Here is a 24,914-nt window from a genome sequence, read left to right on the forward strand (position 1 = left end):
CACAAGCACAGAACATCAACCCGATGGAGAACCCCATGACCACCCTCGTCACCGGCGCCCGCGGCAAGATCGGCCAGTCGCTCATCACCAAGCTGCGCGCCGCCGGACTGCCGGTCCGCGCCGCCAGCGCCGACCCGAATGCCGTATCCGTCCCCGCCGGGGTGGAGGTCGCCGAGCTCAACCTCACGGCCCCCGAAACCTTCGACGCGGCCCTGGCCGGAATCACCCAGGTGCTGCTCTACGCCGAGCCCGCCGGTATCGACGCCTTCATCACCGCCGCGCGGGCCGCCGGAGTCGAGCACATCGTGCTGGTGTCTTCCTCCGCGGTGCTGAGCCCGACCGCCACCGAAGACTCGCTCGCCGCGCACCACCTGAATGTCGAGAACGCGCTCGCCGCCTCCGATATCCCCACCACCGTGCTGCGCCCCGGCGCGTTCGCCAGCAATGCCCTCGGCTGGGCGTACTTCATCAGCAACGGCCTGCCCATCGAGCACGCCTACGCCGACGCCGCGATCGTGCCCATCCACACCGATGACATCGCCGATATCGCCTACGCCGCGCTCACCGGACACGAATTGCGCGGTGGCACATACCATGTGACCGGCGAACAGTCGCTCACCTTCCGCGCTCAGCTCGCCGCGATCTCCGAGGTGCTCGGCCGCGATATCCCGATCGTCGAGATCACCCCCGACGCCGCCCGCGCCCAACTCGCCCAGCACATGCCCGCCGCCATGGCCGATTCGCTGCTCTCGTACTGGGCTTCGACCAGCGAACGCCCGGAGCCCGTCGCCGACACCACGCACTCGCTGCTCGGCACCCCCGCACGCAGCTTCACCCAGTGGGTGCGCGAACACGCGGACGCGTTCTCCCCCAATTGATTCCGGTCTCACCACGGTGAGACCCATTCTCCCCCAAGGCATTCCAATGGCAACCTCGCCACACGCCCGGCCCGCCAACACCCCATCCACACCGCCCACCGTGAAACCGGATGCGTCACCCGTCCCACCGGCGGACCTGTCCCCCATGACAAGCCGCGCCCGCTGGGCCGTGCTCGCGGTCATCCTGTTCGCCTCGATACTCGACCTGCTCGACTCCACCATCACCAATATCGCCGCACCCACCATCGCCGCCGATCTCGGCGGCGGCACGGCCCTGATCCAATGGCTCGGCGCGGCTTACGCACTCGCCATGGGCGTGCTACTGGTGGTCGGCGGCAGACTCGGTGACAAGTTCGGCCGCCGCCGCCTGTTCCTGATCGGCATCATCGGCTTCACCCTCGCCTCGGTGGCCTGCGGGCTGGCCCTCGGACCCGCCGCGATCATCGGCTTCCGATTGCTTCAGGGCGCTTTCGGCGCACTGCTCATCCCGCAGGGCTTCGGCATTCTCGGCGCGGTCTTCCCCCGCGACGAGATCGGCAAGGCGTTCGGCGTCTTCGCACCCGCGCTGGGCCTGTCCGCCATCTGCGGCCCGATCCTGGCCGGATTCCTCATCGACGCGGACCTGCTCGAGCTCGGCTGGCGCGCCATCTTCCTGATCAATATCGTGCTCGGCACTCTCGCGACGGTGCTCGCGATCCGGCTGCTCCCCCGCGATTCCGGTGACCGCGCCGTCGTCGTCGACGGGCTCGGCTCGGCACTGCTCGCCGCCGCCATGCTCGGTGTGCTCTACGGCCTCATCGACGGACCCGCGCACGGCTGGACCGCCCGCCCGATCCTCGCGCTCACCGCCGGACTGCTGCTCTTCGGCGGGTTCTGCCTGCGCCAGCGGCAGGCCGCCGCACCGCTCATCGAACCCTCACTGCTGCGCAATCGCGGTTTCACCTCGGGCCTGCTCCTAGGCCTGATCTACTTCGCCGCCACCTCGGGCCTGCTGTATGTGCTTTCGCTGTATCTCCAGAATGTGCTGCGCCGCACACCCACACAGGCCGCGCTCGCGCTGGTCCCGCTCTCGATCGGCATCATCGTGGCCTCCATCGCCACCCACCAGCTGCTCGCACGCCTGGGCCGCACCCTCGTACTCATCGGCCTGCTGCTCACCTTGACCGGCAGCCTCATCCTGTACGCGCTCATCCACCACTACGGTTCGACGCTATCGGGCTGGGCGCTCATCGCTCCCGTGCTGCTGACCGGCCTCGGCCTCGGCGCGTGTTTCGGCACCATCTTCCGGGTAACCCTGGGCGATATCGATCCCGTCGAATCCGGCAGTGCCAGCGGCGCGCTCACCGCCGTGCAGCAACTCGCCAACAGCATCGGCGCGGCCGCTGTCACCACCGTCTACTTCCACACCACCGGTGGCGCGTCCGCCAGCCTGCTGGTCGTCGCCGCGCTAGCCCTGACCTGCTGTCTCGCCTACCGGCTGCTGCCCGAACACGCCGCCGCCGAATCACACTGAAGGACAATGATCGTCATGAGGCCCATCGGCTACTGGCTCAACCGCACCGACCGCGCCATCACCGACTATATGAACGACACGCTCGCCGAATTCGGCCTCACCCGGCTGGCCTGGCAGGTACTCAATGCCGTTCGCGACGGGAAGGACATCTCCGATATCGAGGTACGCGACGTCCTGGTCGCCAATGCCGATACCGCCGACCTGGATTCCGCCATCACCCTGACCCTCACCGACGGCTGGGTATCGCGTCCCGGCCCCGAACGCCTGGCGCTCACCGCGGACGGGCTCGAACGCCTCGGCAAGGTCGGCGAACATATCGACACCTTCCGCGAGATATCGGTCGCGGGCATCAGCGATGACGAGTACCGCACCGCCGTATCGGTCCTCGAACGCATGACCAAGAATCTCGAAGCCCGGCGGTAGGCTCGACGCATCCGCTGCCTGAAAACGGTTGGAGTCCACCATGACATCCAGTTCCGCATCAGTTCCGCCGCTCCCCCTCATCCGCGCACTCGGCTGGTTCCGGGACGGGCTGGCCGCACTGCACCGGCGGCTGGTTCCCGGGCATATCGCACTGCTCGAACTCCAGATGACCGGATTCCTCACCCAGGGCATCCACGCGGCCGCCGCACTCGGCGTCGCCGACGCGCTCGTCGACGGACCCAAACAGCCGGATGAACTGGCCCGCACGCTCGGGGTGTCCGAGGACGGGCTGCGGCGGCTCATGCGGTTGCTGATCAGCTTCGATATCTTCAGCCAGCGGCGCAATGGTTCCTACGCGCTCAATGGCATGTCGCAGGCACTGCGCAGCGATGCGGATGTCACGCTGCGCGATGTGATCCTGTTCTTCGGATCGGATTTCCACCGCAATCACTGGACGCATCTGGCGGACGCGGTGCGCACCGGACATTCGGTGGGGCCCGCGCTGGACGGGCTGCCGTTCTTCGAATACGCGGCCGCGCACCGCGATATCGGCGACATGTTCGACAAAGCCATGACCAGCATCAGCACGCTGTCCACCGAACCGCTGTTCGCCGCATACGATTTCGGGCGATTCGGAACACTGGTCGATATCGGCGCGGGACACGGCAGCCTGCTCACCGAAATCCTGCGCCGCACCGACGCGGCACGCGGCATCATCTTCGATCTACCCGACGTGGTCGCGGAACTGCCCGCACAGGTGGCGAAACTCGGCCTGGCGGAACGACTTTCGGTCGAACAGGGATCATTCTTCGAAGCCGTGCCCAAGGGCGGGGACGCGTACATTCTCAAGCACATCATTCACGACTGGTCCGATGAGGAAGCCGAACGGATTCTGCGCACCGTGCGCGCCGCCATGGAACCCGACGCCTGCCTGCTCGTCATCGAGATCGTGCTGCCCGAACATCAGCGCCCGCACGCCGGAAAATTCATCGACCTGGAAATGCTGGTCAATGCCACCGGCCGGGAACGCACCGCAGCCGAATTCCGGAATCTGCTGGCCCGCAGCGGTTTCCTGCTCACCCGCATCGTGCACACCGCGGCCCCGGACTGTGTCCTGGAAGCCCGCCCCGCACGCTGATCTCCCCCGGCGGTGATCGGCCCCCGTGCGCCGATCACCGCTGGCAGGAATACGCGTCATAGCACCGGATTGCTCGGACAACCGCCGCACCAGAGCATTCCAACACCGCGACTTCGCATCCCAACCCCGGCGCACCCAATTGCCACCGGGAGTCTCCCAGGCCTTACCCCGCAACGCGCGCCTCAATCGGGCGCGCTAGGCCGATCTTCGTTCCTGTGCGCCAAGCACATTCGCCGCGCGATCGGTCCACCCGGCCGCCATTTCCGCCAGGTCGTACCAGGCCGCGTGCACCTGCTGGTCCGAGACGCGGTCCACGGTCTTGAGCAGGTGCACCGCGCGCACGTGGGCGGCGGCCATCGCGTCGATGAGGGAGCCGAGGGATTCGGGGCGCGTCTCGCGCCGGCGGGCCCGCCTGGTCACCCACTCATCGATGAAAGTGACCGTCTGGGCGCGACGTTCGTCGATGCCGCGCGGATCCGGCGCACCCGGATCGCCGCGTTCGGCATTGCGTTCCAAATGTAGTTCGGCCAGGCCACGGGCCCAGCGGGTGACCGGATGATCATCGGTTTGGTCACCGATATGGCCGCAGAAGGCGGCCAGCAGTTCATGCCAGTCGGGCAGTAGGGGACGATGCGCGCAGCCATCGTCACGGCGAGCGAGGACATTGTCACGGCCACTCGCCCACGACAACTGCGTGTCGTCCGGTTGCGGTATGTACATACCTACCTCCACGGCGGTGCGGGCGCACCCGGCGCCGCGGGCGGTCGCCGGACCGCGAGCCCGGCGCGGCAAGGGCGGACCGCGCCGGATCCAGGCAACCGCTATCGGCGAAGGGCACATCTACGATGCGGCACCGGGTGCAACTTCCAGGATGCGCGGAAAAGCTCGCCCGCCCACTGCCCTTTCCATGGCCTTCCGATGCCCCTCGGTCGCCGCGCCGGGCGGACACGCACGGAAATGCGGTATATGGGACCGACCGGTCGGTGAAAATCGCACTACCTGGCCCGTTGTCGACGATTCCGGATCTGTGGCACAGTCGCTTTCGCACATGATCATCGGCGGGAGGGCGCGAAACTTCCCACCGCACAGGGGGTAGTGAATGACGCGCGTGGTGGGGATCGACCTGGGCACCTCGAAATCGATTGTCTGCGTGCTGGAGAACGGACGGCCCCGGATACTCGCCAATGCCCAGGGCGCGCACCACACCCCCACCGTGGTCGGCTTCAATGACGACGGTTCGGTCATCGTCGGTCAGAAGGCCGCCGACCGGGCCATTGCGCATCCCGGGCAAACCGCCGCCGGCGTACGGCGGCACCTCGGCACCGACTGGACCTTCACCGACCACGGAAGGGCCTACACCGCACCCCAAATCACGGCCTGCGTACTGCGCAAACTCAAACGCGACGCCCAGGCCGCGCTCGGCGAGGAATTCACCGACGTGGTGCTGTCCATGCCCGCCCACTACGGCGAGGCCGAGCGCCGCGCCACCGAGGAAGCCTGCGAACTCGCGGGCCTGCGGGTGCGGCGCTTCGTCGGCGAAACCAACCTGGCCGCTTTCGCATACACGCTGCACGCCCGGCCCGCCGATGAGACAACACTCGTATTGGACCTCGGCGCGGGCACATTCAGCGTCGCGCTATTCGAAATCGGCGCGGGCGTCACCGAGGTCCGGGCGATCGGCGGCGATAACGCACTCGGTGGCGATGACTGGGATCAGCGCCTGGCGGACTCGATCGTGCGACGGTTCCGAGCGAACACCGGAATCGACCTGAGCACCGATTCTCATGCGCTACAGCGAATTCGGGTGGCGGCCGAACAGGCGAAGATCGAACTGTCCAGTGCGGCGACCAGCACCGTGAACCTTCCGTACATCGCCACCGACAGCGGCGGAAATCCGATGTTTCTGTCGGAGAACATCACTCGCGCGGAATTCGCCGAACTCACCGCCGATCTACTCGACCGTTGCCGCGCCCCGATCGCGAAAGTACTCGCCGATGCGGGACTCCCGATGCGCGAGGTGAATCGGGTGGTCCTGGTCGGCGGCGCCAGTCGGATGCCCGCCTTCGTCGCACTGGTGACCGAACTCAGCGGCCGCGAGCCCTACCGAGGCATGCACCCCGACGAATCCGCCGCCATCGGCGCGGCCATTCTGACCGGTGTATTCACCGGCGCCATCCGCGACCAACTGCTGCTGGACGCGACCCCGATCAGCATCGGAATCGCTACCAGCGGAGGCAAATTCACCGATCTCGTACATCGCCACACCACCATCGCCACCACACGCGACGCATTCGTCACCACCGTGGCGGACAATCAGACCGGCATCGATCTCGAGATCTTCCAGGGCGAACACGAGATCGCGAAGCACAACCACCTCCTGGGAGTCCTGTCCCTGAGCCCGATCGCACCCGCGCGGCGCGGCACACCTCGGATCAAAGTCAATGTCAATATCGATGCCAACGGCCGAACCGTGGTCACCGCAACGGATCCCGCATCCGGGGCCGAGGAATCGCTGACAGTCATCGGTGGAGTCGAAGCGCCCGTACCACGCAACCCCTTCGTACCGCCGACCGAAGTGGAGATGCACCCGGACCAAGACACCGGAACCAGCCGGGAACGCAAGCCACAGGCCGAAAGTTCAGCGGCCGGGCCGCAGCAGACCACTCCGGGCCGGACCGCCACCATGCCATCCCGCGAGAATCCCTCGCAGCTCATCACCGCTGCGGCGGCCGAACACCTTCTGGGACAACATGTCTCGACCCATCCGCATCGTTGGTTCGGTGGGTCGCCGAAGTGGATCTACGGCATCCCGCTGGCCATTCTGGGCGTGATCGTGATCGCCAGTTTCATCACCGACGGTGCGGGCAGCGCACTCGCGGTCGCGATCCTGTTCCTCGGCGTCGCGGGGCTGGTGTGGCTGCGACAGTTCATCTCATCGCCCAAACACACCGCGGCGCGGGTGAAGTACGCGAGCAGCCAGAGCACCGGATCGCAATTCCGCGATGCGCAATTGAGCCTTTTCGAACGCGGCGCGGTGGTGCAGAGCGGTGGGCGGACGCACGTATTCCGTTGGGAGACAGTGTCGGTGATCGAGGACATCACCCGCGTCTCGCACCGCATGTACGGCTCCGAGACCGGCGTCTCCTGGACCTACCGGTATCAGCTGACCGATCCCTCCGGGGCCGACTACCTCATCACGGACCGCTTCGTCGGAGCCGAGCAGTGGGGGCCGGAGATCCGGCGGCGGGTGACGGCCGCCCAATTGCCGCTCGCCCTGGCCGCCGCCGAAACCGGGAAATCCCTGGAGTTCGGCTCGATCACCCTGAGCCACGGCGCGATTCGCGCGCACAACCGCTCGGTGCCCTGGGGTGAGGTGCAGGAGATCCGAGTCGACAAGGGCTACATAGCGATTCGCGTCGCCGGGGAGTGGCTCTCGCTCACCAAGGTGGCGGCGAACGCCATCCCGAACGTCTTCGTCTTCCTCGAACTCGCCGAACGCCTGCGCACCCTGGCACGCTGACCCTGCGATCAGACCTTGACCAGATCGTCGGCGTGCACGACCGGGCGCTGCGAATTCTCGGGCAGGTCGCCGGTGGAGCGGCCCTTCATGGATTCGAGTTCGTCACTGTCGTAGGCGGCTACGCCGCGCGCCACGATCGCGCCGTCCGGTGAGATCAGGTCGATGACGTCGCCGCCGTGAAAACGACCGGCCACCTTGGTGATCCCGGCAGCCAACAGGGAGCGGCGGCGTTCGGCCACGGCCTGCACCGCACCCGAATCGATATGCACCGCGCCGCGGCTGTCGGCGGCATGCCGGACCCAGAACTTGCGGGCCGAGAGCCGAACCGGACGGGCGGCGAAGGCGGTACCGACGGTCGCGCCCGAGAGGGCGGCGGCGGCATCGGAGGCCGCGGCGAGCAGTACGGGGACTCCGGCATCGGCGGCGAGCCGCGCGGCTTCGAGCTTCGAGGCCATCCCGCCGGTGCCCAAAGCACCACCGCTACCGGCGATCACGCCGTCCAGATCGGCGCTGCTGCGCACTTCGGGAATGAAATTGGCGGAGCCCTTGCGGGGATCGCCGTCGTAGAGACCGTCCACATCCGATAGCAGGATCAGCGCGTCCGCGCCGACCAGATGCGCCACCAACGCCGCGAGCCGATCGTTATCGCCGAACCGGATCTCTTCCGTCGCGACGGTGTCGTTCTCGTTCACCACGGCGATGGCGTGCAGCGAGCGCAGCCGGTCCAGGGTGCGCTGGGCATTGCGATGGTGCTCGCGGCGGCCGAAATCGCCCGCGCTGAGCAGCACCTGACCGACCACGCGGTCATAGCGTCCGAACGAGGTGCCCCAGGCGTGTGCCAGGGCCAGCTGACCGACGCTGGCGGCGGCCTGCTTGGTCGCCAGATCCTTGGGCCGCCTGGACAATCCGAGCGGCGCGATACCCGCGCCGATGGCCCCGGAGGACACCACGACCACATCCGAACCGGCCCGCATGCGCGCCTCGACGGCATCTGCCAGCCGGTCCAGTCGCTCGGTCTCCAGACCGCCCGCGAGGCTGGTCAGCGCCGAGGAACCGATCTTGACGACCACACTGCGCGCGGTCGCGATCGCCTGCCGGGCTTCGCTCAGCTCGGACTCGGCCCGCGTGATACTCGAACTCACCTGCGCCACACCTCAATTCGCCCGCGGTACGGTACCGCCGCCTCGAATCCCTATCACCCGCACCGGTATTCGCGCGAATCCCGGTGCGGGCCGGTACTGCTAGCCTTCGTCGTCGATCAGACCGCGGCGCGCCCGCGAGGCGTGCTTGCGCTCAGCCGCGCCGATGCGCTCGGTCTGGTCCAGGCGGGGATCCGCGCCACGACGGGTCATCATGGTCTCCACGCCGGCGGAGATCTGCGGTTCCCAGTCGAAGTAGAAATCGCCGATGGTCACCGGGGCACCGGGCTCGGCACCCAGCTTGACCAGCTCTTCCTCGACACCCAGGCGAGCCAGGCGGTCGGCCAGGTAACCCACGGCCTCCTCGTTGTCGAACTGGGTCTGCGCCACCCAGCGCTCCGGCCGCTCACCGCTGACGATGAAGCCGCCCTCGACCTCGGGATCGCGAATGACCTTGAAACCGCTGTCGCCCTTGACAATCGGGCGGATGATCGCACGCTTGGCCTCGGCCTTGGGATGCGCGTCGCGGTATTCCTTGATCAGATCCGCGAGCGCGAAGGTCAACGGCCGCAAGCCTTCCCGGCTCACCGCGGAGATCGTGAAGACGGGCCAGCCACGCTTCTTCAGCTCCGGGGTCACCATCTCGGCGAGCTCGGCGGCATCGGGCACATCGGCCTTGTTCAGGATGACCACGCGCGGCCGGTCCGCCAGATCGCCCAGTCCCTCATCGCCCTTGAGCGCGGGCTGGTACGCGGCGAGCTCGGCCTCGAGCGCGTCGATATCGGAGATCGGATCACGACCCGGATCCAGCGTCGCGCAGTCGACCACGTGCGCCAGCACGGCGCAGCGCTCCAGATGGCGCAGGAAGTCCAGGCCCAGACCGCGGCCCTCGCTCGCGCCCGGAATCAGACCCGGCACATCGGCGACGGTGTAACTCGTCTCACCCGCGAGCACCACACCGAGATTCGGCACCAGCGTGGTGAACGGGTAATCGGCGATCTTCGGCTTGGCCGCCGACAACACCGACACCAGCGAGGACTTACCGGCCGACGGGAAGCCCACCAGGCCCACATCCGCCACCGACTTGAGCTCCAGGACCAGCTCGCGCTCCTGGCCGTCCTCACCGAGCAGCGCGAAACCGGGGGCCTTGCGCGCCTTGGACACCAGCGCGGCATTGCCGAGCCCGCCGCGGCCGCCACGCGCGGCGATGAACTGGGTGCCGACGCCGACCATATCGGCCAGCACCTCACCGTCGGTGCTCATCACGACGGTGCCGTCCGGCACCTTCAGCAGCAGGCCCTCACCGCGCTTACCGCTGCGGTCATTGCCCTCGCCCGGCTTACCGTTGCCGCCCTTGGCATGCGGGTGGAAGTGGAAGTCCAACAGGGTGTGGACGTTACCGTCGACCTCGAGGATCACATCCCCGCCATTGCCGCCGTTACCGCCGTCGGGTCCACCCAACGGCATGAACTTCTCGCGGCGCACCGAGGAACAGCCGTGCCCACCCTTGCCCGCACGCACGTGCAGTACGACACGGTCGATGAATTTGGACATATCGGTGATCATCCTCCTTCAGGACAGTCGTCTTGCGATCGCACGGCCGGAGCGGCACGTGTCATGGCGAACTATGTAAAAACAGCAAAACGGGCCAGGGCTATTTCAAACCCTGACCCGTGTCGCGAAGTGCGTGTGGATTAGCTCCGAGACGGCGTCAGGCCGACACCGGCTCCGGAACCACGATGTTGATGGTCTTGCGACCACGCTTGGTGCCGAACTGCACCGAGCCCGCCGCCAGGGCGAACAGGGTGTCGTCGCCGCCACGGCCGACGTTCACGCCGGGGTGGAAGTGCGTGCCGCGCTGGCGAACCAGGATCTCACCGGACTTGACGACCTGGCCGCCGAAACGCTTGACGCCGAGCCGCTGGGCATTCGAATCGCGACCATTGCGCGAGCTGGATGCACCCTTCTTATGTGCCATTTCAAACTCCTCGTGCCGGGGTGACGAACCCCAAGTCGGATTACTTGATGCCGGTGACCTTCAGGACCGTCAGCTTCTGACGGTGGCCCTGACGCTTGTGGTAGCCGGTCTTGTTCTTGAACTTGTGGATGCGGATCTTCGGGCCCTTGGTCTGTTCGACGACCTCGGCGGACACGGAAACCTTCGCCAGCTTGTCAGCATCGGTGGTCAGCTCGGCGCCATCAACCAGCAGCACCGGCGCCAGCGACACGGAAGTGCCCGGCAGACCCTCGATCTTCTCGACCTTCACCAGGTCACCAACCGCGACCTTGTACTGCTTTCCGCCGGTCTTGACGATTGCGTACGTTGCCATCGGTCGGCTGCCCTTCTTCCTGTAGTACTACACGGCTGATCCTCCGGCTTTGCACCGGAAACCGCCGAATGACTGGTCTGGTAATCACCGCCGCCTCGGGCCTGTGGTTCACATTTGAACCGGACCCTCGTACACACAGCGCATTTGCTGAATCATGCTGCACAGCAGAGCGCTGTCGCCGGGGGCAGCGACTGTCCAAGACTACAGGACCGGCCCGAGCGGTCCAAACCGGGGGTTCCGCGCCCGTGAACGGCGAGGAAACCGGCCTGGCCTGGGGGTCTGGCGTACGCCGTCACACCCTTCGGATCGGCCGTGCGGGGCCCTGGAACGAGGGTGGCCCCGCCGTAGCAACGGCGGGGCCACCCGGTGTCAGAGCTCCGGGGTCAGTTCTCGCCCTCCGGGGCGCCCGCGGGGCGTCCGGCGGCGCGACGACGCGGGCGGGCCCGCGGTGCCACCTCCGCCGGGGCCAGATCCGCGAGGGACAGGCTCGGCGTCTGCGGCTGATCCGCGCTGGAGAGCACGAATACCGCGCCCTCGCTGGCGGAGGCCGGTGCGGTGACCGCACGCGCCACCCGGCGGCGTCCGGCCCGGCGACCGGGCTCGGCCGTAACCTTCTCGGTCACCTCCGGTGCGGCGACTGCCAGCTTCGGCTCGACGACCGGCTTCGGCTCGGCGACCACCGGATCCGCGGCGACCGAGACGGATGCGGCGGCCTGCGCCTGCTCCACCAGCACCGCGGCTTCGGCGGCGGCCTCGATGGCCTCCTCCTCGACCACCGCGTCCGCGGCGGAGGTCAGCACCTCGGATTCGACTGCGCGCGAAGCGGAATCGACCGAATGCGCGGCGGTGCCATTGGTCGAGGCCTTGACCGCGTCCGCCGAACCGGCGGTCTGCGCGGCGGCCTCGGCCACCGCTTCCGCACCGGCTACCGCGGCATCGGCCAAAGCCTGCTGCGCGTAAGCGACCTCATCGGCGACATCGTGCTGTTCGTCGTCGTGACCCTCGACGTGATGCGGATCATCGTCGTGGTGCGAGGCCATGGCGAGCGCGACCGGATGAGCGCGCTTGGCGGCGGCCTTCTCCTTGTTCTCGCGCGGCTCCTCGACGACCACCGGGGCGGCCTCGACAACGGCCGGAGCCTCCGGGGCCGCGTTGCCGCGGTCCTTGCGACGACGACGCGAACCCTCGCGACGACCAACGCCCTCCTCGGCCGGAGCCGATTCGACCGGGTAGTTGTGCACGATCAGACCGCGGCCGTGGCAGTGCTCACAGGTGGTGGAGAACGCCTCGACCAGGCCGGTGCCCAGCTTCTTACGGGTCATCTGGACCAGGCCCAGCGAGGTGACCTCGGAGACCTGATGACGCGTGCGATCGCGGCCCAGGGCCTCGGTCAGCCTGCGCAGCACCAGATCCCGGTTCGACTCGAGCACCATATCGATGAAGTCGACGACGATCATGCCGCCGATATCGCGCAACCGCATCTGGCGCACGATCTCCTCGGCCGCCTCCAGATTGTTGCGGGTGACGGTCTCTTCCAGGTTCGAGCCGCCCGCACCGGTGAACTTGCCGGTGTTGACGTCGACCACGGTCATGGCCTCGGTGCGGTCGATCACCAGGGTGCCTCCCGAGGGCAGCCACACCTTGCGATCGAGGGCCTTGGCCAGCTGCTCGTCGATGCGCAGGCTGCCGAACACGTCGACATTCTGGTGCTCGTACTTCTCCACGCGGACAAGCAGATCCGGGGCGACGGTGCGGACGTAGTTCTCCACCGTGGTCCAGGCGCGGTCGCCCTCGATAATCAACTTGGAGAAGTCCTCGTTGAACAGATCGCGAACCACCTTGACCAGCAGATCGGGCTCTTCGTACAGCGTCTTGGGCGTACCGGAGCCGCCCTTGGACTGCTCTTCGATGGTGCGCCAGGTCTGCTGCAGCCGCTCCACGTCGCGCGCCAGCTCGGGCTCGCTGACACCCTCGGACGCGGTGCGGATGATGACACCGGCGTCCTGCGGGACGATATCGCGCAGGATCTCCTTGAGCCGCTTGCGCTCGGTATCGGGCAGCTTGCGCGAGATACCGGTGGAGGTGCCACCCGGCACGTACACCAGGAAGCGACCGGCCAGGCTGATCTGCGTGGTCAGGCGAGCGCCCTTATGGCCCACCGGATCCTTGGAGACCTGCACCAGCACGGTGTCTCCGGGCTTGAGCGCCTGTTCGATCTTGCGCTCGCGACCGCCGAGACCGGCGGCCTCCCAGTTCACCTCGCCCGCGTACAGCACGCCATTGCGGCCGCGGCCGATATCGACGAACGCCGCCTCCATGGACGGCAGCACGTTCTGCACCTTGCCCAGGTAGACATTGCCCACCATGGACGCGGAACCGGTGCTGGTCACGAAGTGCTCGACCAGCACGCCGTCCTCGAGCACCGCGACCTGCGTGGTGGAACTCGGATGATCGGGGAAGTGCTTGTCGCGCACCACCATTACCCGGTCCACCGATTCGCGGCGGGCCAGGAATTCGGATTCGGTCAGGATGGGCGGGCGACGGCGACCGGCCTCGCGACCGTCCCGGCGACGCTGACGCTTGGCCTCCAGGCGGGTCGAACCGCTGATGCCCTGCACCTCGTCGACATCCTTGGTGGCGGCGGCGCGGCGCTTGCTGCGCGGCTCCCGCTCGTGCACCACGGTGTTCGGCGGATCGTCGTCCGCGGCCTCGGGCTCGTTATCGGTGTCCTCGCCACCCTTGCGGCGACGACGGCGACGGCGACGACGGCTGCTCGAGCCCTCGGGCACGGCCGAATCGTCCTCGTCCTCGGAGTCCTCGGCGTCGGCCTCGGCATCGGCGCGGATCTGATCCTCGATCTCGGGATCGATCTCGCCATCGGCGTCATCGGGATGCTGTTCGCCGCGACCCCGGCCGCGACCACGACGACCGCGACGGCGACGCCGGGAAGCACCGTCACCGCGCTCCTGGCGGGTGCCGTCGTCCTCCCAGTCCTGCTCATCGTCGCCCTCGTCGGATGCGGTCTCCTCGGTGACCTTCTCCTCGGCGACCTTGGTCTCGACCCGGACCTTCTCCTCCGCGCGGGGCCGGTCCTCGCGGACCTTCTCCTCACGCGGCTTGTCCTCGCGGGGCTTGTCTTCGCGCGGCTTGTCCTCGACCTTGGGCTTGCGCTCGGACCGCAGTTTGCGGCGGGTTTCCTCGGCGGCGGCGAGATCCGGCGACAGGAACAGCGGCGCGGCCACGGGCGCGGACGGCTGATAGACCACCGGATCCTCGACCGGCAGCTCGGGCTGCTGGAAGGGACTGGTGAAAAGTTTGGGGGCACGCTTGCGCGTGGGTGCGGCCTGGACGGGTTCGGCGATCTCGGGCTGGGAGATCGCGGCCTCGGCGGCTTCCACCTCTTCGGCGGCCAATTCGTCGGCGGCCAGCTCATCACCGGCGATGATGGCGGCGTCGACGGTGGCGGGCGGTTCGACCGAGCGCGGACCGAAGGCGTCGCGGACGGTTTCGGCGACCGTGCGGTCCAGACTCGATTGCGGGCTGCGCGCCTGCGCGCCCATCTCGGTCAGGTGGGCCAGGATACGTTTGCTGGTGGTTCCCAGCAGCTTCGCCAGTGCGTGCACTCGGATCCGTTCCGGCAACTGTTCGGCGGCCGGGAGGGTGTCCGCGGCCTCCCCGTCGGCGTTCACCTGTGTTGCTTCGTGCGGCTCTTTTTCGGCCACGAAATCTCCTTGGGCCCCCGGGCGCGTCCCTCCGAAGAGTGACAGAGTGACGCGGCCGACGCGGGGGCACTGTCTTCGCCTCGCGTCCTGCGGGCGCGAGATCAATGGTCTGCGCGCCGCGTGCCCGTTATCACCTTGTATTCGTCGTTCGGGCTAACTGGTCACGTGGCGCCTGGGTGTGGTTTGGCTCAACTCCACGTCACGAGCGTTCATCCAGCGTGCCTAGCCGACAACCGAGTCTTTGAAGCCGTCGGCGGCAGCGATGATCGTCCGTCGTGCCGTGGTGTCAATCAGAGGTGGCCAGCACCCACCGCACATGGCGGGCAGGGACCACTTCCGATGCCAGTATCCCACACTGCGCCGCTGCCCCCGCAGCGGCGCACGAGAGTCCCGGGAGTCGGGACCGGTTCAGAGGGTGAATTCGGGGAACCAGAGCGCGATTTCCCGCTTGGCGGATTCGGGCGCGTCCGAGCCGTGCACCAGGTTGTACTGGGTCTCCAGGGCGTAGTCGCCGCGGATGCTGCCGGTGGCGGCCTTCTCGACCGGATCGGTGCCGCCGGCGAGCTGACGGAAGGCGGCGATGGCCCGGGGGCCTTCGAGCACGGCCGCGACGACCGGGCCGGAGGTGATGAATTCGATCAGCGAGCCGAAGAACGGCTTCTCGCGGTGCTCGGCGTAGTGCGCGACGGCGATCTCCTCGGAGACGATCACCTGCTTCAGCGCCGCGATCTTCAGACCCTTGCGCTCGATGCGGGTGATGATCTCCCCGATCAGGCCGCGGGCCACGCCGTCGGGCTTGATGAGTACCAAAGTCTGCTCAGTCACGCCGCAAAGGGTATATGGCTTTTACCAGGGAGAAAATTCATGCGGGAAAAGCGACCGGATTCAGGCTTCGGACACGCGCTGGCTCGGCAGCAACCCCCCGGCGATTCGTTTTCGCACATCGGCGCGCAGGAACAGGATGAAGAGCCAGACCGCGGCGAAGACCACGCCGATGACCAGGATCGATAGGTGGATGAAGCCGCCCGCGAGCAGGGCCGCCTGGGTGGCCAGATTGAAGGACATGGCCCAGGGGCGGCGCTGGACGCCCGCGCCGAGGAACATGAGCACAGCCAGGCCCACGAGGTAGAGGACGGACCACCATTTGAGGCCGCCGCCGACCACACCGACCACCGGTAGTGCCAGCAGGACGGTGATGGCCTCGAGGACGAGGGTTCCGGCCATGACGCCGCGGAAGCCCTTCCACGGGTCGGTGCTGGGCTCCGGCACGCCCTCGGGCGCCACGTCACTCATGCGGGGTCCTTTCCGAACAGTGAGCGAGCCGAACCGGCGGTGACCACCGATCCGGTGACCACGATGCCCGCTCCCGAGACCAGTTCGCCACTCTCGCCCTCTTCGGCCAGGGCGATGGCGGTTTCGATGGCGTCGGCCAGATCGTTGGCGACGGCCACTCGCTCATCGCCGAAGCGCTGGACGGCAAGGTTGGCCAGATCGTCGACGGGAAGGGCGCGGGGAGAACCGTTCTCGGTGACGACGATTTCGTCGAAGATCGGTTCCAGGGCGTCCAGGATGCCGCCGGCGTCCTTGTCACCGAGCACCGCGATCACGCCGACCAGCTTGCGGAAGTCGAATTCGCTGGTGAGCGTTGCCGCGAGAGCCTGTGCGCCGTGCGGATTGTGCGCGGCGTCGATGAAGATGGTGGGCGCGCTGCGCATGCGTTCCATCCGGCCCGGACTGGCGACCGAGGCGAATCCCGCTCGGACAGCGTCGATATCGAGCTGGCGGGACGCGCCCGCACCGAAGAACGCCTCGACCGCGGCCAGCGCCAGGGCCGCGTTCTTGGCCTGATGCTCACCGTGCAGCGGCAGGAAGATGTCGTCGTAGACACCGCCCAGGCCCTGGAGTTCGAGCACCTGGCCGCCGATGGCGACGCGGCGCGCGAGCAACCGGAATTCCGATCCTTCGCGGGCGACGGCCGCGTCCATCTCGACGGCGCGGCGCAGCAGCACTTCCATGACCTCGGGCTGCTGTTCGGCGATGACGGCGACGGTATCGCGCGGCACCAGCTCATCGGCCGGGGCCTTCTTGATGATTCCGGCCTTCTCCCCCGCGATGGAGGTGAGGTCCGGGCCCAGGAAGTCGGTGTGGTCCAAGCCGATCGGGGTGATGACTGCGACCTGCCCGTCGATCACATTGGTGGCGTCCCAGGTGCCGCCCATTCCGGTCTCGACGACCGCGACGTCCACCGGCGCTTCGGCGAAGGCCGCGTAGGCCATTCCGGTGAGCACCTCGAACTTGCTCATGGCCGGACCGCCCGCCGCCGCGGACTGCTTGTCGATCATCTCGAGATACGGCAGCAGTTCGCGGTACAGCTCGACGTAGCGCCCGGGCGGGATGGGCGCGTTGTCGATGGCGATGCGCTCGGTGGCCAGTTGCAGGTGCGGGCTGGTGATGCGGCCGGTGCGCCGGTGCAGGGCGGTGAGCAGCGCGTCGATCATGCGGGTGACCGAGGTCTTGCCATTGGTGCCCGCGATATGGATTGCGGGATAACCGTTTTGCGGTGAGCCCAGCAGATCCATCAGGGTGGAGATGCGGGTGAGCGAGGGCTCGATCTTGGTTTCCGGCCAGCGCTTGTCGAGTTCGGCCTCGACCAGCGCCATTTCGGCCAGGTCCACCGGGGAGGTGGTTATCGGGCCTTCGACGTACTGGCGTTCGGGCTCGCCGTTCACTTGCCCTCCCCCAGTTTGGCGATCTCGGTGAGCCGCGCGCCGATGCGCTCGACCTCGGACTGCGCGATCTCCTTGCGCGCCTTGATCTTCGCGACCACATCGTCGGGCGCCTTGGCCAGGAAGCCCTCGTTGCCGAGCTTGGCCGTGGTGGTGGCCAGATCCTTCTGGGCGGCGGCGAGATCCTTTTCGAGGCGGCGTGCCTCGGCGACCAGGTCGACGGTCCCGGAGGTGTCGATCTCGACGGTGACGGTGGCACCGCTCAGGCGCACCTCGACCGAGGCGGTGGCGGCGAAGTCGTCGCCGGGCGCGGTGAGGCGGGCCAGGTTGGTGACCTCGGCCTGCTGTGCCAGCAGATCCGCGCCGTCCAGGCCGATGAGCTTGGCCGAGACCTTCTGGCTGTCGGACAGGCCCTGATCGCTGCGGAAGCGGCGGATCTCGGTGATGAGGCGCTGCGCGTCGGCGATGCGGGTGGCCGAAACCTGGTCCGCGGCAATGCCGGTGGCCTGCGGCCAGCTGGCCACCACCACCGATTCGCCGCCGGTGAGCGCGAGCCACAGCTGTTCGGTGACGAACGGGATGGCCGGATGCAGCAGGCGCAGCACCGCATCGAGCACATTGCCGAGCACGGTGCGGGTGCTGGCGGCGCGCTCCTCGGATTCGGCGAACTGCACCTTGGCCAATTCCAGGTACCAGCTGCAGAATTCGTCCCAGGCGAAGTGGTAGAGCGCTTCGCAGGCCTTGCCGAATTCGTAGCGGTCGAAGCTGGCGTCGACTTCGGCGCGCACCTCGTCGAGGCGGTCCAGGATCCAGCGGTCGGTATCGGTGAGTGTGTCGCGGGCGGGCAGCTCGCCCGGCTGCGCGCCGTTCATGAGCGCGAACTTGGTGGCGTTGAACAGTTTGGTGACGAAGCTGCGCGAGGCGGTCACGTGCGAGGTGCCCACGGACAGGTCGCCGCCGGGCTGTGCGCCGCGCGCGAGGGTGAATCGGGTTGCGTCCGCGCCGTATTCGTCGATCCAGTCCAGCGGGTCGATGCCGTTGCCGCGCGACTTGGACATCTTCTTGCCGTGTTCGTCGCGCACCAGGCCGTGCAGGAACACGTCCTGGAAGGGGACCTGCTTCTGGTCGGCGGGCTTGCCGGTGGTGAGCACCTCGTCCTCGGCGACGTACATGCCGAACATCATCATTCGGGCGACCCAGAAGAACAGGATGTCGTAGCCGGTGACGAGCACGCTGGTGGGATAGAACTTCTCGAGTTCGGCGGTGGAGTCCGGCCAGCCCATGGTGGAGAAGGGCCACAGGCCCGAGGAGAACCAGGTGTCGAGCACGTCCGGGTCCTGCACGTAGCCCTCGGGGGCCTGCTCGTCCGGGCCGACGCAGACGATCTCACCGGCGGGGCCGTACCAGATCGGGATGCGGTGACCCCACCACAGCTGCCGGGAGATGTTCCAGTCGTGCATATTGTCGACCCAGTCGAACCAGCGCGGTTCCTGGCTGGCGGGGTGGATCTTCACATCGCCGTTGCGCACGGCGTCACCGGCGGCCTTGGCGATGCCCTCGACCTTGACCCACCACTGCATGGACAGGCGCGGTTCGATGGGTTCGCCGGAGCGCTCGGAGTGGCCGACCTGATGCTTGTACGGGTACTTGCGCCCGACGACGCGACCCTCGGCCTCGAGGCGCTCGCGGATCTTGAGCCGGGCTTCGAAGCGGTCCATACCGTCGAATTCGGTTCCGCTGTCGGCGATCTTGCCGGTCTTGTCCATGATGGTCGGCATGGGCAGGTTGTGCCGCAGGCCGAGCTCGAAGTCATTGGGGTCGTGCGCGGGGGTGATCTTGACTGCGCCGGAACCGAATTCGGGGTCGACGTAATCGTCGGCGACGATCGGGATCTGGCGGCCGGTGATGGGGTGGTAGACGGTGGTGCCGATGAGCGCCTTGTACCGCTCGTCATCCGGGTGCACCGCGACCGCGGTATCGCCGAGCATGGTCTCCACTCGGGTGGTGGCCACGATCACATGCGGTTCATTGTCATCGAGCGAACCGTAGCGCAGCGACACCAGTTCGCCGTCGACCTCCTTGTGGTCGACCTCGAGGTCGGAGATACCGGTCTCGAGCACCGGCGACCAGTTCACCAGGCGTTCGGCGCGGTAGATCAGGCCCGCGTCGTAGAGGCGCTTGAAGATGGTCTGCACGGCGCGGGAGAGCCCGTCGTCCATGGTGAAGCGGTCGCGGCTCCAGTCGACGCCGTCGCCGAGGCGGCGCATCTGGCCCTGGATCGCGCCGCCGGATTCGCGCTTCCAATCCCAGACCTTGTCGATGAAGAGTTCGCGGCCGAAGTCTTCCTTGGTCTTACCGTCGACGGCGAGCTGCTTCTCCACCACGGACTGGGTGGCGATACCGGCGTGATCCATACCGGGCAGCCACAGCACCTCATATCCCTGCATGCGCTTGCGGCGGGTGAGCAGGTCCATCAGGGTGTGGTCGAGGGCGTGGCCCATGTGCAGGGTGCCGGTCACGTTCGGCGGGGGCAGCACGATCGAGTAGGCGGGCTTGGCGCTGCTCGCGTCGGCGGCGAAGTAACCAGCGGCTACCCAGCGCTCGTACAGGTCGGCCTCTACCTCACTGGGGTTCCAGCTTTTGGGGAGGGCATCGGCACGATTACGCGGGTTCTCAGAGGCTGTGCTGGTCACCGTGCGATTCTAATTGAGGGCCCGGCAGGGCTTGACAGCGCCGCTGTGTGGCGTCGCGGCTCGGCCGGGCGAGGTGCACGACCCCGGACAGCCGAAGGGCGAGACCTTCGGCGGATGAGGGACACCGAAGGCCTCGCCTTCGAGAGCAAGCCTACCGCCGTTTCGGCGACGACCCCGGATTCCATAAGCAATTCTCAGGTTCTGCGCCAAATGGGCCAGGGTAGGCCACAATTCGTTGCAACTGCGTTGCGTGCGCCGCATGGCCTTCGCTACCCGCAGGGATGCTGCGTACGCGGGCGGGGTGTTTCGGGGCAAGACCCGAATATCACTGGCGGCCAGCGGTTTTCGCACGTCAGCGGACTCGTGTGACTGCATTACATTTCACACTCGGAGTCGGGGTTACCGGTGGTGCCGCTGTCGTAAGGTCCGAAGATGCCGTTCGTAGCTCGCGGGGGAGCGAAGATCCATTACACCGATACGGGAGGGAACGGACCGCCGGTCCTGCTGGGGCACAGCTTCTTCATGGACCAGGAGAGCTTCGCGCCGCAGCAGCGCGCACTCGCACCGCACTATCGCGTGGTCTGCGTGGACTCACGCGGGCACGGTCTTTCCGAAGACGACGGAACACCATTCAGCTATTGGGATCTGGCGCGCGACACCTGGGCGGTGGCCGATCGACTCGGCATCGAGCGCGCGGTGATCGGCGGGGTCGGGCACGGGGCGTTCACCGCGGTCCGGATGGCACTGCTGGCCCGGCCGCGATCACGGGGAGTGATCGCGATCGGTTCCACCGCCGATGCCATGCCCGCGCGCCGCAAACCCGGATACCGCGAGGTACTGGACGCCTGGGCGGGCAGCGCGCCGCTGACCCCGATCATCAAGATGGTGTCCGCGCTGACCGTCGGCGGCACCGATGACGATAAACAGCCGTGGCGCGACAAATGGGCGGCGGGTGATCGCACCCGGCTGCGACTCTCGGCCGAATGCCTGATCAACCGGGATTCGGTGCTGCCGCTGCTCGGCGAGATCACCTGTCCCGCATTGGTATTGCGCGGGGTCGGCGATCAGACCGCCGATGCGGAGGAGGTGGCGCGGATGGCGCGATCGTTCGGCGTGCCGACCACGGTGCACACCATCGCCGGGGCCGCCATGTCCCCCAACCTCACCCACGCCGACGAGGTGAACGCGCTGGTGCGCGCCTTCCTCGACGGGTTGCCGGAGTAGGCACACGATATTCGCGCCACTGCTCAGGCCGCGCCGACCAGGCCGATGAAGAGCTGGTGCGCGAATTGCGGTGTGGTGCTGCGGTATCGCTGCACGATGACGTCGAATACGGTGGCGGTATCGGGATTTCGCAGCCGGAACTGGGATTCGGGGCGACCGATGCGCACATGCGCGTCCTCCCAGAGGCGGCGGAAGTCCGCGTGTTCGCCGAGTTCGCCAAGCAGCGCCTCGATTTCGTCCGGATCGGCGGCATCGGCGGCGTAGGCGCGGAAGCGGCCGACCATGAGCCGGGCCTCCTGCTCCCACTCCTCTATCACTATGCGGGCGCGCGGATCGGTGAACAGCCAGCGCAGTACGTGCCCGCCCCGGCCCAGACCCGGGAACGCCGCGTCGAACGCGCTGTTGCAGTCGACCACGTACCAGCCCTCGTCGAGTGCGGCGGCCAGATGCGGCAGTAGTGCGTCCAGCGTGGTGCGCACGGTGCTCGCGGCGATGCTGTTCGGCCGCAATGACTCCGGTATCGGCGGGGTGGGACGCTGCTGCGCCAGGTGATAGAGGTGCACGCGTTCGGCCGAATCCAGGCAGAGCACATTCGCGATCGAATCCAGAATGGCCGGACCGGGATTGAGCGCCTCACCCTGTTCGATCTTGGCGATATAGCCGAGGCTGGCGTGGGTGGCCTCGGCGAGCTGTTTGCGGGTCAGCCCGGCCGGATGGTTGGAGGTGGGGCCGCTGCGCCGCTCCCGGACGAATTCGGCGAGGGTCGGCGCACGCAGCAGTTCCCCTGCCGTCAGCGCGATGTCATTGTCGGACAACGGTTCTCCGCTCAGCTCTACCGGCCCCCGAATCGCACCCTACCGGGCGGCGCGGCCCTCCCCCAGCCCGTGCGGGCCGGCGCGCTACCCCTGTCGGTGGCACCGGGACAAGCGGGTGTCCCGACGAGTGGTACCGCCGTACCGGGCAGATCCTGACTGGGGCATCCCAGCGGTTGCCGCGCCCGCGACCGCGCGTCGATATTTGCCTGCGGGGCAGCAGCGAGACCGGGCAGGAGCTAAACCATGGGCATCACCACGCGCACCATTTCGATCGGCGCGGAATCCTATCCGTATTCGTTCGGCGAGGATTGCCTCACCGACATAGCGGACGGCATAGCCGACATGCGAGCCGACACACTCATTTTCGTCACCGACGATACGGTGCTGGGCTTATACGGGCCGATTATGGAAAGGCTCTCCGGCGATACCCCGGCGATCGTGCTGAGTCATCGGGCGGGTGAATCCATGAAGACGCTGACCTGTCTCACCGATCATCTGGAGCGGGCGTTGCGCGCGGGTGCGACCCGCCGTTCGGCGGTGGTGGCCTTCGGCGGCGGGATCCCCGGGAATTTGGCCGGGTTGATGGCGAATCTGCTGTTCCGGGGCGTGCGCCTGGTGCATGTGCCGACCACGACCATCGCTGCCATGGATTCGGTGCTCTCGCTCAAGCAGGCGATCAACAGTCCGGTGGGCAAGAATCACCTGGGCACCTACTATGCGCCGACGGCGGTGTACACCGATGTGCGATTCTTCGCGAGCCTGCCGTCGGACGAATTGCGTTCCGGCTATTGCGAAATGGCGAAGAATTGCCTGGCCATTCGACCAGCCGCGCTGGAACGGCTGCGGGAGATCATCGCCGCCGGCGAATTGGCCGCGCCCGCGGCGCTCACCTGGTTGCTGGAGGCCAGCATCGAGGCCAAATCCGCTGTGACGCGGACCGATACCCAGGAACGACGATCCGGTCTGGTGCTGGAATACGGTCACACCGTCGGGCACGCCATCGAAATCTGTGATCACCGGGTGCGCGGATCCGCCGGTATCGCGCACGGCACGGCGATAGCGGTGGGAATGCTGGTGGCCGCGCATATTTCGCACGCGCGGGGCTGGCTCACCGATGACGAGGTGAGCGCGCACTACGAGATCATTACCGGACTCGGCGTGGAACCGTGTCTGCCGCCGTCGGTTTCGGTGGCCGATGTGCTCGCGGTGGTGCGGGACGACAACAAGAAGGGCTATCTGGAGGCGAGGCCGGAGTCGCTGCCGTTCGTGCTGCTGCGTGGGCTGGGCAGGCCCGCCATGACCGGTGAGCTTCCGCTGGTTCATGTTTCGGTGCCCGAGATCCGGGAGGCGCTCGATGTGATCGCTCGGCCCGCTCCCGCCGCGTCGATGGCCGGAACGCGGCTGGCGGCCGCCGGGACCGCACCGAGCTATGAGCATGCCCCTCGCGCACCGCGTCGGGACGTCTGATCATGCTCGCGATTCACGGTGGCGCACCGGTACGCGGTGCACGGGACTGGCCGGTGTGGCCGCAGTACGACGTCCGCACGGAGACGGAATTGCTTGCCGCGCTGCGCTCCTCGCGCTGGTCGGTGAGCTGGTACGCACCCGAGGGCGGCAAATCCCGGGAGCGGCTGTTCGGGGAGGCGTTCGCTCGCTACAACGGCGCGGCCTACGGGGTCAGCGTCGATCATGGCTCCAGCGCGTTGGTCATCGCGCTGGAGGCGCTGGGCGTCGGGCCCGGGGACGAGGTCATCGTGCCCGCGCTGACCTGGGTGGCCCCGGCCACGGCGGTATTGCGGGTCGGCGCGCTGCCGGTGCTGGTGGATGTGGATCCCGAATCCGGTTGTCTGGCACTCGATCAGGTGCGGGCCGGATGGTCCGCGCGCACCCGGGCGGTGATAGCGGTGCATCTGGCGTGCACGGTCGCGCCGATCGCGGAATTGACCGAGTTGGCGCGGGCGGCCGGAGTGGCGCTCATCGAGGATTGCTCGCAATCGCACGGAGCACGCTGGGACGGGCGCGCGGTCGGCACCTTCGGCGATATCGGGGTATTCAGTCTCGGCGCGGCCAAATCCCTCGCGGCGGGCGAGGCCGGGGCCGCCATCACCGACGATCCCGAGCTGTATCGGCGAATGCTCATGCTGCGCGCGGATTCTCGCGCATACACCGAGTCAGCCCCCGCGCCCGGCGAATACGAACTGGTCGAACTCGGCGAGATCATGGGCGGCAACTACTGCATGTCCGAACTGACCGCCGGGATACTGCTGGATCAGCTACCGCGACTCGACGACCAGCACGCACGGCGTGAGATTCGGGCGCGACAGCTCGAGGACGGCCTGGCCCGGATATCCGGTCTCTCCTCGATTCCCGTTCCCGCCCAGGTGGATCGACGTGCGATCTACGAATACGGCATCCGATTCGAGCCGGGCGCGTTCGGCGCGGCATCGGTCGAGCAGGTCGCGGCGGCGCTCTCCGCCGAGCTGGGCACCAGGGTCTATCCGCCACGGGTACCGCTGCCGAGCGGCACTCTGCTTCGGCCACAGACCAAACCGCGTTTCTCCCGGCTCTGGGACGCGGTCCGCGCCACCGGCCGTGACTTTTCCGGCGCGCACCACTACCGCGATCACACCCTGCTCATGCATCACAGCGTCCTGCTCGGTGAGCGCGGCGATATCGACGACATTCTCACCGCTCTGGCGAAGGTCCGCGCGTCGGCGGAATCACTGTCGGATGCGGATTCACCCGCACTGAAAGGCATTTCGGCATGACGCTCTCCGACCCACCGCTCTCCGA

19 protein-coding genes are annotated in these 24,914 nt (G+C 67.5%); 8 read left to right on the forward strand and 11 right to left on the reverse strand.

Going from position 1 to position 24,914, the window contains the following annotated elements; translation table 11 throughout:
- The first annotated feature begins 35 nt into the window (after positions 1-35).
- Genes ACFVUS_RS14665 through ACFVUS_RS14680 form a run of 4 tightly spaced genes read left to right on the forward strand, consistent with a single transcriptional unit; the run spans position 36 to position 3,952 of the window.
- Positions 36-878 (forward strand): NAD(P)H-binding protein, encoded by an 843-nt coding sequence (locus tag ACFVUS_RS14665; protein ID WP_387765173.1) that lies wholly within the window; start codon positions 36-38, stop codon positions 876-878.
- 46 nt (positions 879-924) lie between these two features.
- Positions 925-2,391 (forward strand): MFS transporter, encoded by a 1,467-nt coding sequence (locus ACFVUS_RS14670; protein WP_387765175.1) that lies wholly within the window; start codon positions 925-927, stop codon positions 2,389-2,391.
- A 6-nt stretch (positions 2,392-2,397) separates the two neighbouring features.
- Positions 2,398-2,814, forward strand: a complete 417-nt coding sequence (locus ACFVUS_RS14675; RefSeq protein WP_387765177.1) for a MarR family winged helix-turn-helix transcriptional regulator — start codon at positions 2,398-2,400, stop codon at positions 2,812-2,814.
- Positions 2,815-2,854: 40 nt separating this feature from the next.
- Positions 2,855-3,952, forward strand: coding sequence for a methyltransferase (locus tag ACFVUS_RS14680; protein WP_387765179.1), 1,098 nt, complete (start codon positions 2,855-2,857; stop codon positions 3,950-3,952).
- Between the two features lie 195 nt (positions 3,953-4,147).
- On the opposite strand, the gene ACFVUS_RS14685 is transcribed toward ACFVUS_RS14680, so the two are convergent.
- Positions 4,148-4,672 carry a DUF4254 domain-containing protein gene (locus tag ACFVUS_RS14685; protein WP_387765181.1) on the reverse strand — a complete coding sequence of 175 codons (525 nt, stop codon included), beginning with the start codon at positions 4,670-4,672 and terminating at the stop codon, positions 4,148-4,150.
- 379 nt (positions 4,673-5,051) lie between these two features.
- On the opposite strand from ACFVUS_RS14685, the gene ACFVUS_RS14690 reads away from it, so the two are divergent.
- A complete protein-coding gene (locus tag ACFVUS_RS14690) occupies positions 5,052-7,472 on the forward strand; it encodes a DUF6585 family protein (RefSeq protein ID WP_387765183.1) in 2,421 nt (806 codons plus the stop codon).
- 8 nt (positions 7,473-7,480) lie between these two features.
- Here the strand turns inward: ACFVUS_RS14690 and proB are convergent, their stop codons facing one another.
- The 9 genes from proB to ACFVUS_RS14735 form a co-directional block, all read right to left on the reverse strand.
- Complete coding sequence (proB, locus tag ACFVUS_RS14695) at positions 7,481-8,581, reverse strand: glutamate 5-kinase (protein ID WP_387765584.1); 1,101 nt, start codon at positions 8,579-8,581, stop codon at positions 7,481-7,483.
- Positions 8,582-8,713: 132 nt separating this feature from the next.
- On the reverse strand, positions 8,714-10,165 hold the full coding sequence (gene obgE, locus ACFVUS_RS14700) for a GTPase ObgE (RefSeq protein WP_387765185.1): 1,452 nt from the start codon (positions 10,163-10,165) through the stop codon (positions 8,714-8,716).
- A gap of 157 nt (positions 10,166-10,322) precedes the next feature.
- Positions 10,323-10,589 (reverse strand): 50S ribosomal protein L27, encoded by a 267-nt coding sequence (gene rpmA, locus ACFVUS_RS14705; protein WP_153806057.1) that lies wholly within the window; start codon positions 10,587-10,589, stop codon positions 10,323-10,325.
- 40 nt (positions 10,590-10,629) lie between these two features.
- Complete coding sequence (rplU, locus tag ACFVUS_RS14710; RefSeq protein ID WP_067568881.1) at positions 10,630-10,941, reverse strand: 50S ribosomal protein L21; 312 nt, start codon at positions 10,939-10,941, stop codon at positions 10,630-10,632.
- A 383-nt stretch (positions 10,942-11,324) separates the two neighbouring features.
- Complete coding sequence (locus ACFVUS_RS14715) at positions 11,325-14,663, reverse strand: translation initiation factor IF-2 N-terminal domain-containing protein (protein WP_387765188.1); 3,339 nt, start codon at positions 14,661-14,663, stop codon at positions 11,325-11,327.
- Positions 14,664-15,071: 408 nt separating this feature from the next.
- Positions 15,072-15,488 (reverse strand): nucleoside-diphosphate kinase, encoded by a 417-nt coding sequence (gene ndk, locus ACFVUS_RS14720; RefSeq protein ID WP_376069818.1) that lies wholly within the window; start codon positions 15,486-15,488, stop codon positions 15,072-15,074.
- A gap of 60 nt (positions 15,489-15,548) precedes the next feature.
- Entirely contained in the window at positions 15,549-15,956 is a 408-nt protein-coding gene (locus ACFVUS_RS14725) for a DUF4233 domain-containing protein (RefSeq protein ID WP_387765191.1), read from the reverse strand.
- Positions 15,953-17,323 carry a bifunctional folylpolyglutamate synthase/dihydrofolate synthase gene (locus ACFVUS_RS14730; RefSeq protein ID WP_387765587.1) on the reverse strand — a complete coding sequence of 457 codons (1,371 nt, stop codon included), beginning with the start codon at positions 17,321-17,323 and terminating at the stop codon, positions 15,953-15,955. The genes ACFVUS_RS14725 and ACFVUS_RS14730 overlap by 4 nt, the downstream gene beginning before the upstream one ends.
- Before the next feature lie 65 nt (positions 17,324-17,388).
- Positions 17,389-20,082: a valine--tRNA ligase gene (locus ACFVUS_RS14735; RefSeq protein ID WP_387765194.1), complete on the reverse strand. Its 2,694-nt coding sequence runs from the start codon at positions 20,080-20,082 to the stop codon at positions 17,389-17,391.
- 432 nt (positions 20,083-20,514) lie between these two features.
- On the opposite strand from ACFVUS_RS14735, the gene ACFVUS_RS14740 reads away from it, so the two are divergent.
- Complete coding sequence (locus ACFVUS_RS14740) at positions 20,515-21,306, forward strand: alpha/beta fold hydrolase (protein ID WP_387765197.1); 792 nt, start codon at positions 20,515-20,517, stop codon at positions 21,304-21,306.
- A 23-nt stretch (positions 21,307-21,329) separates the two neighbouring features.
- On the opposite strand, the gene ACFVUS_RS14745 is transcribed toward ACFVUS_RS14740, so the two are convergent.
- Positions 21,330-22,121: a helix-turn-helix transcriptional regulator gene (locus ACFVUS_RS14745; RefSeq protein ID WP_387765199.1), complete on the reverse strand. Its 792-nt coding sequence runs from the start codon at positions 22,119-22,121 to the stop codon at positions 21,330-21,332.
- 243 nt (positions 22,122-22,364) lie between these two features.
- Here ACFVUS_RS14745 and ACFVUS_RS14750 point away from each other — a divergent pair, with 243 nt between their 5' ends.
- Positions 22,365-23,588, forward strand: a complete 1,224-nt coding sequence (locus ACFVUS_RS14750; protein ID WP_387765201.1) for a 2-deoxy-scyllo-inosose synthase — start codon at positions 22,365-22,367, stop codon at positions 23,586-23,588.
- 2 nt (positions 23,589-23,590) lie between these two features.
- Positions 23,591-24,889 carry a DegT/DnrJ/EryC1/StrS family aminotransferase gene (locus ACFVUS_RS14755; RefSeq protein WP_387765203.1) on the forward strand — a complete coding sequence of 433 codons (1,299 nt, stop codon included), beginning with the start codon at positions 23,591-23,593 and terminating at the stop codon, positions 24,887-24,889.
- Positions 24,890-24,914 lie beyond the last annotated feature (25 nt).

The organism is Nocardia sp. NPDC058058 (assembly GCF_042885355.1).
Classification (GTDB): Bacteria; Actinomycetota; Actinomycetes; order Mycobacteriales; family Mycobacteriaceae; genus Nocardia.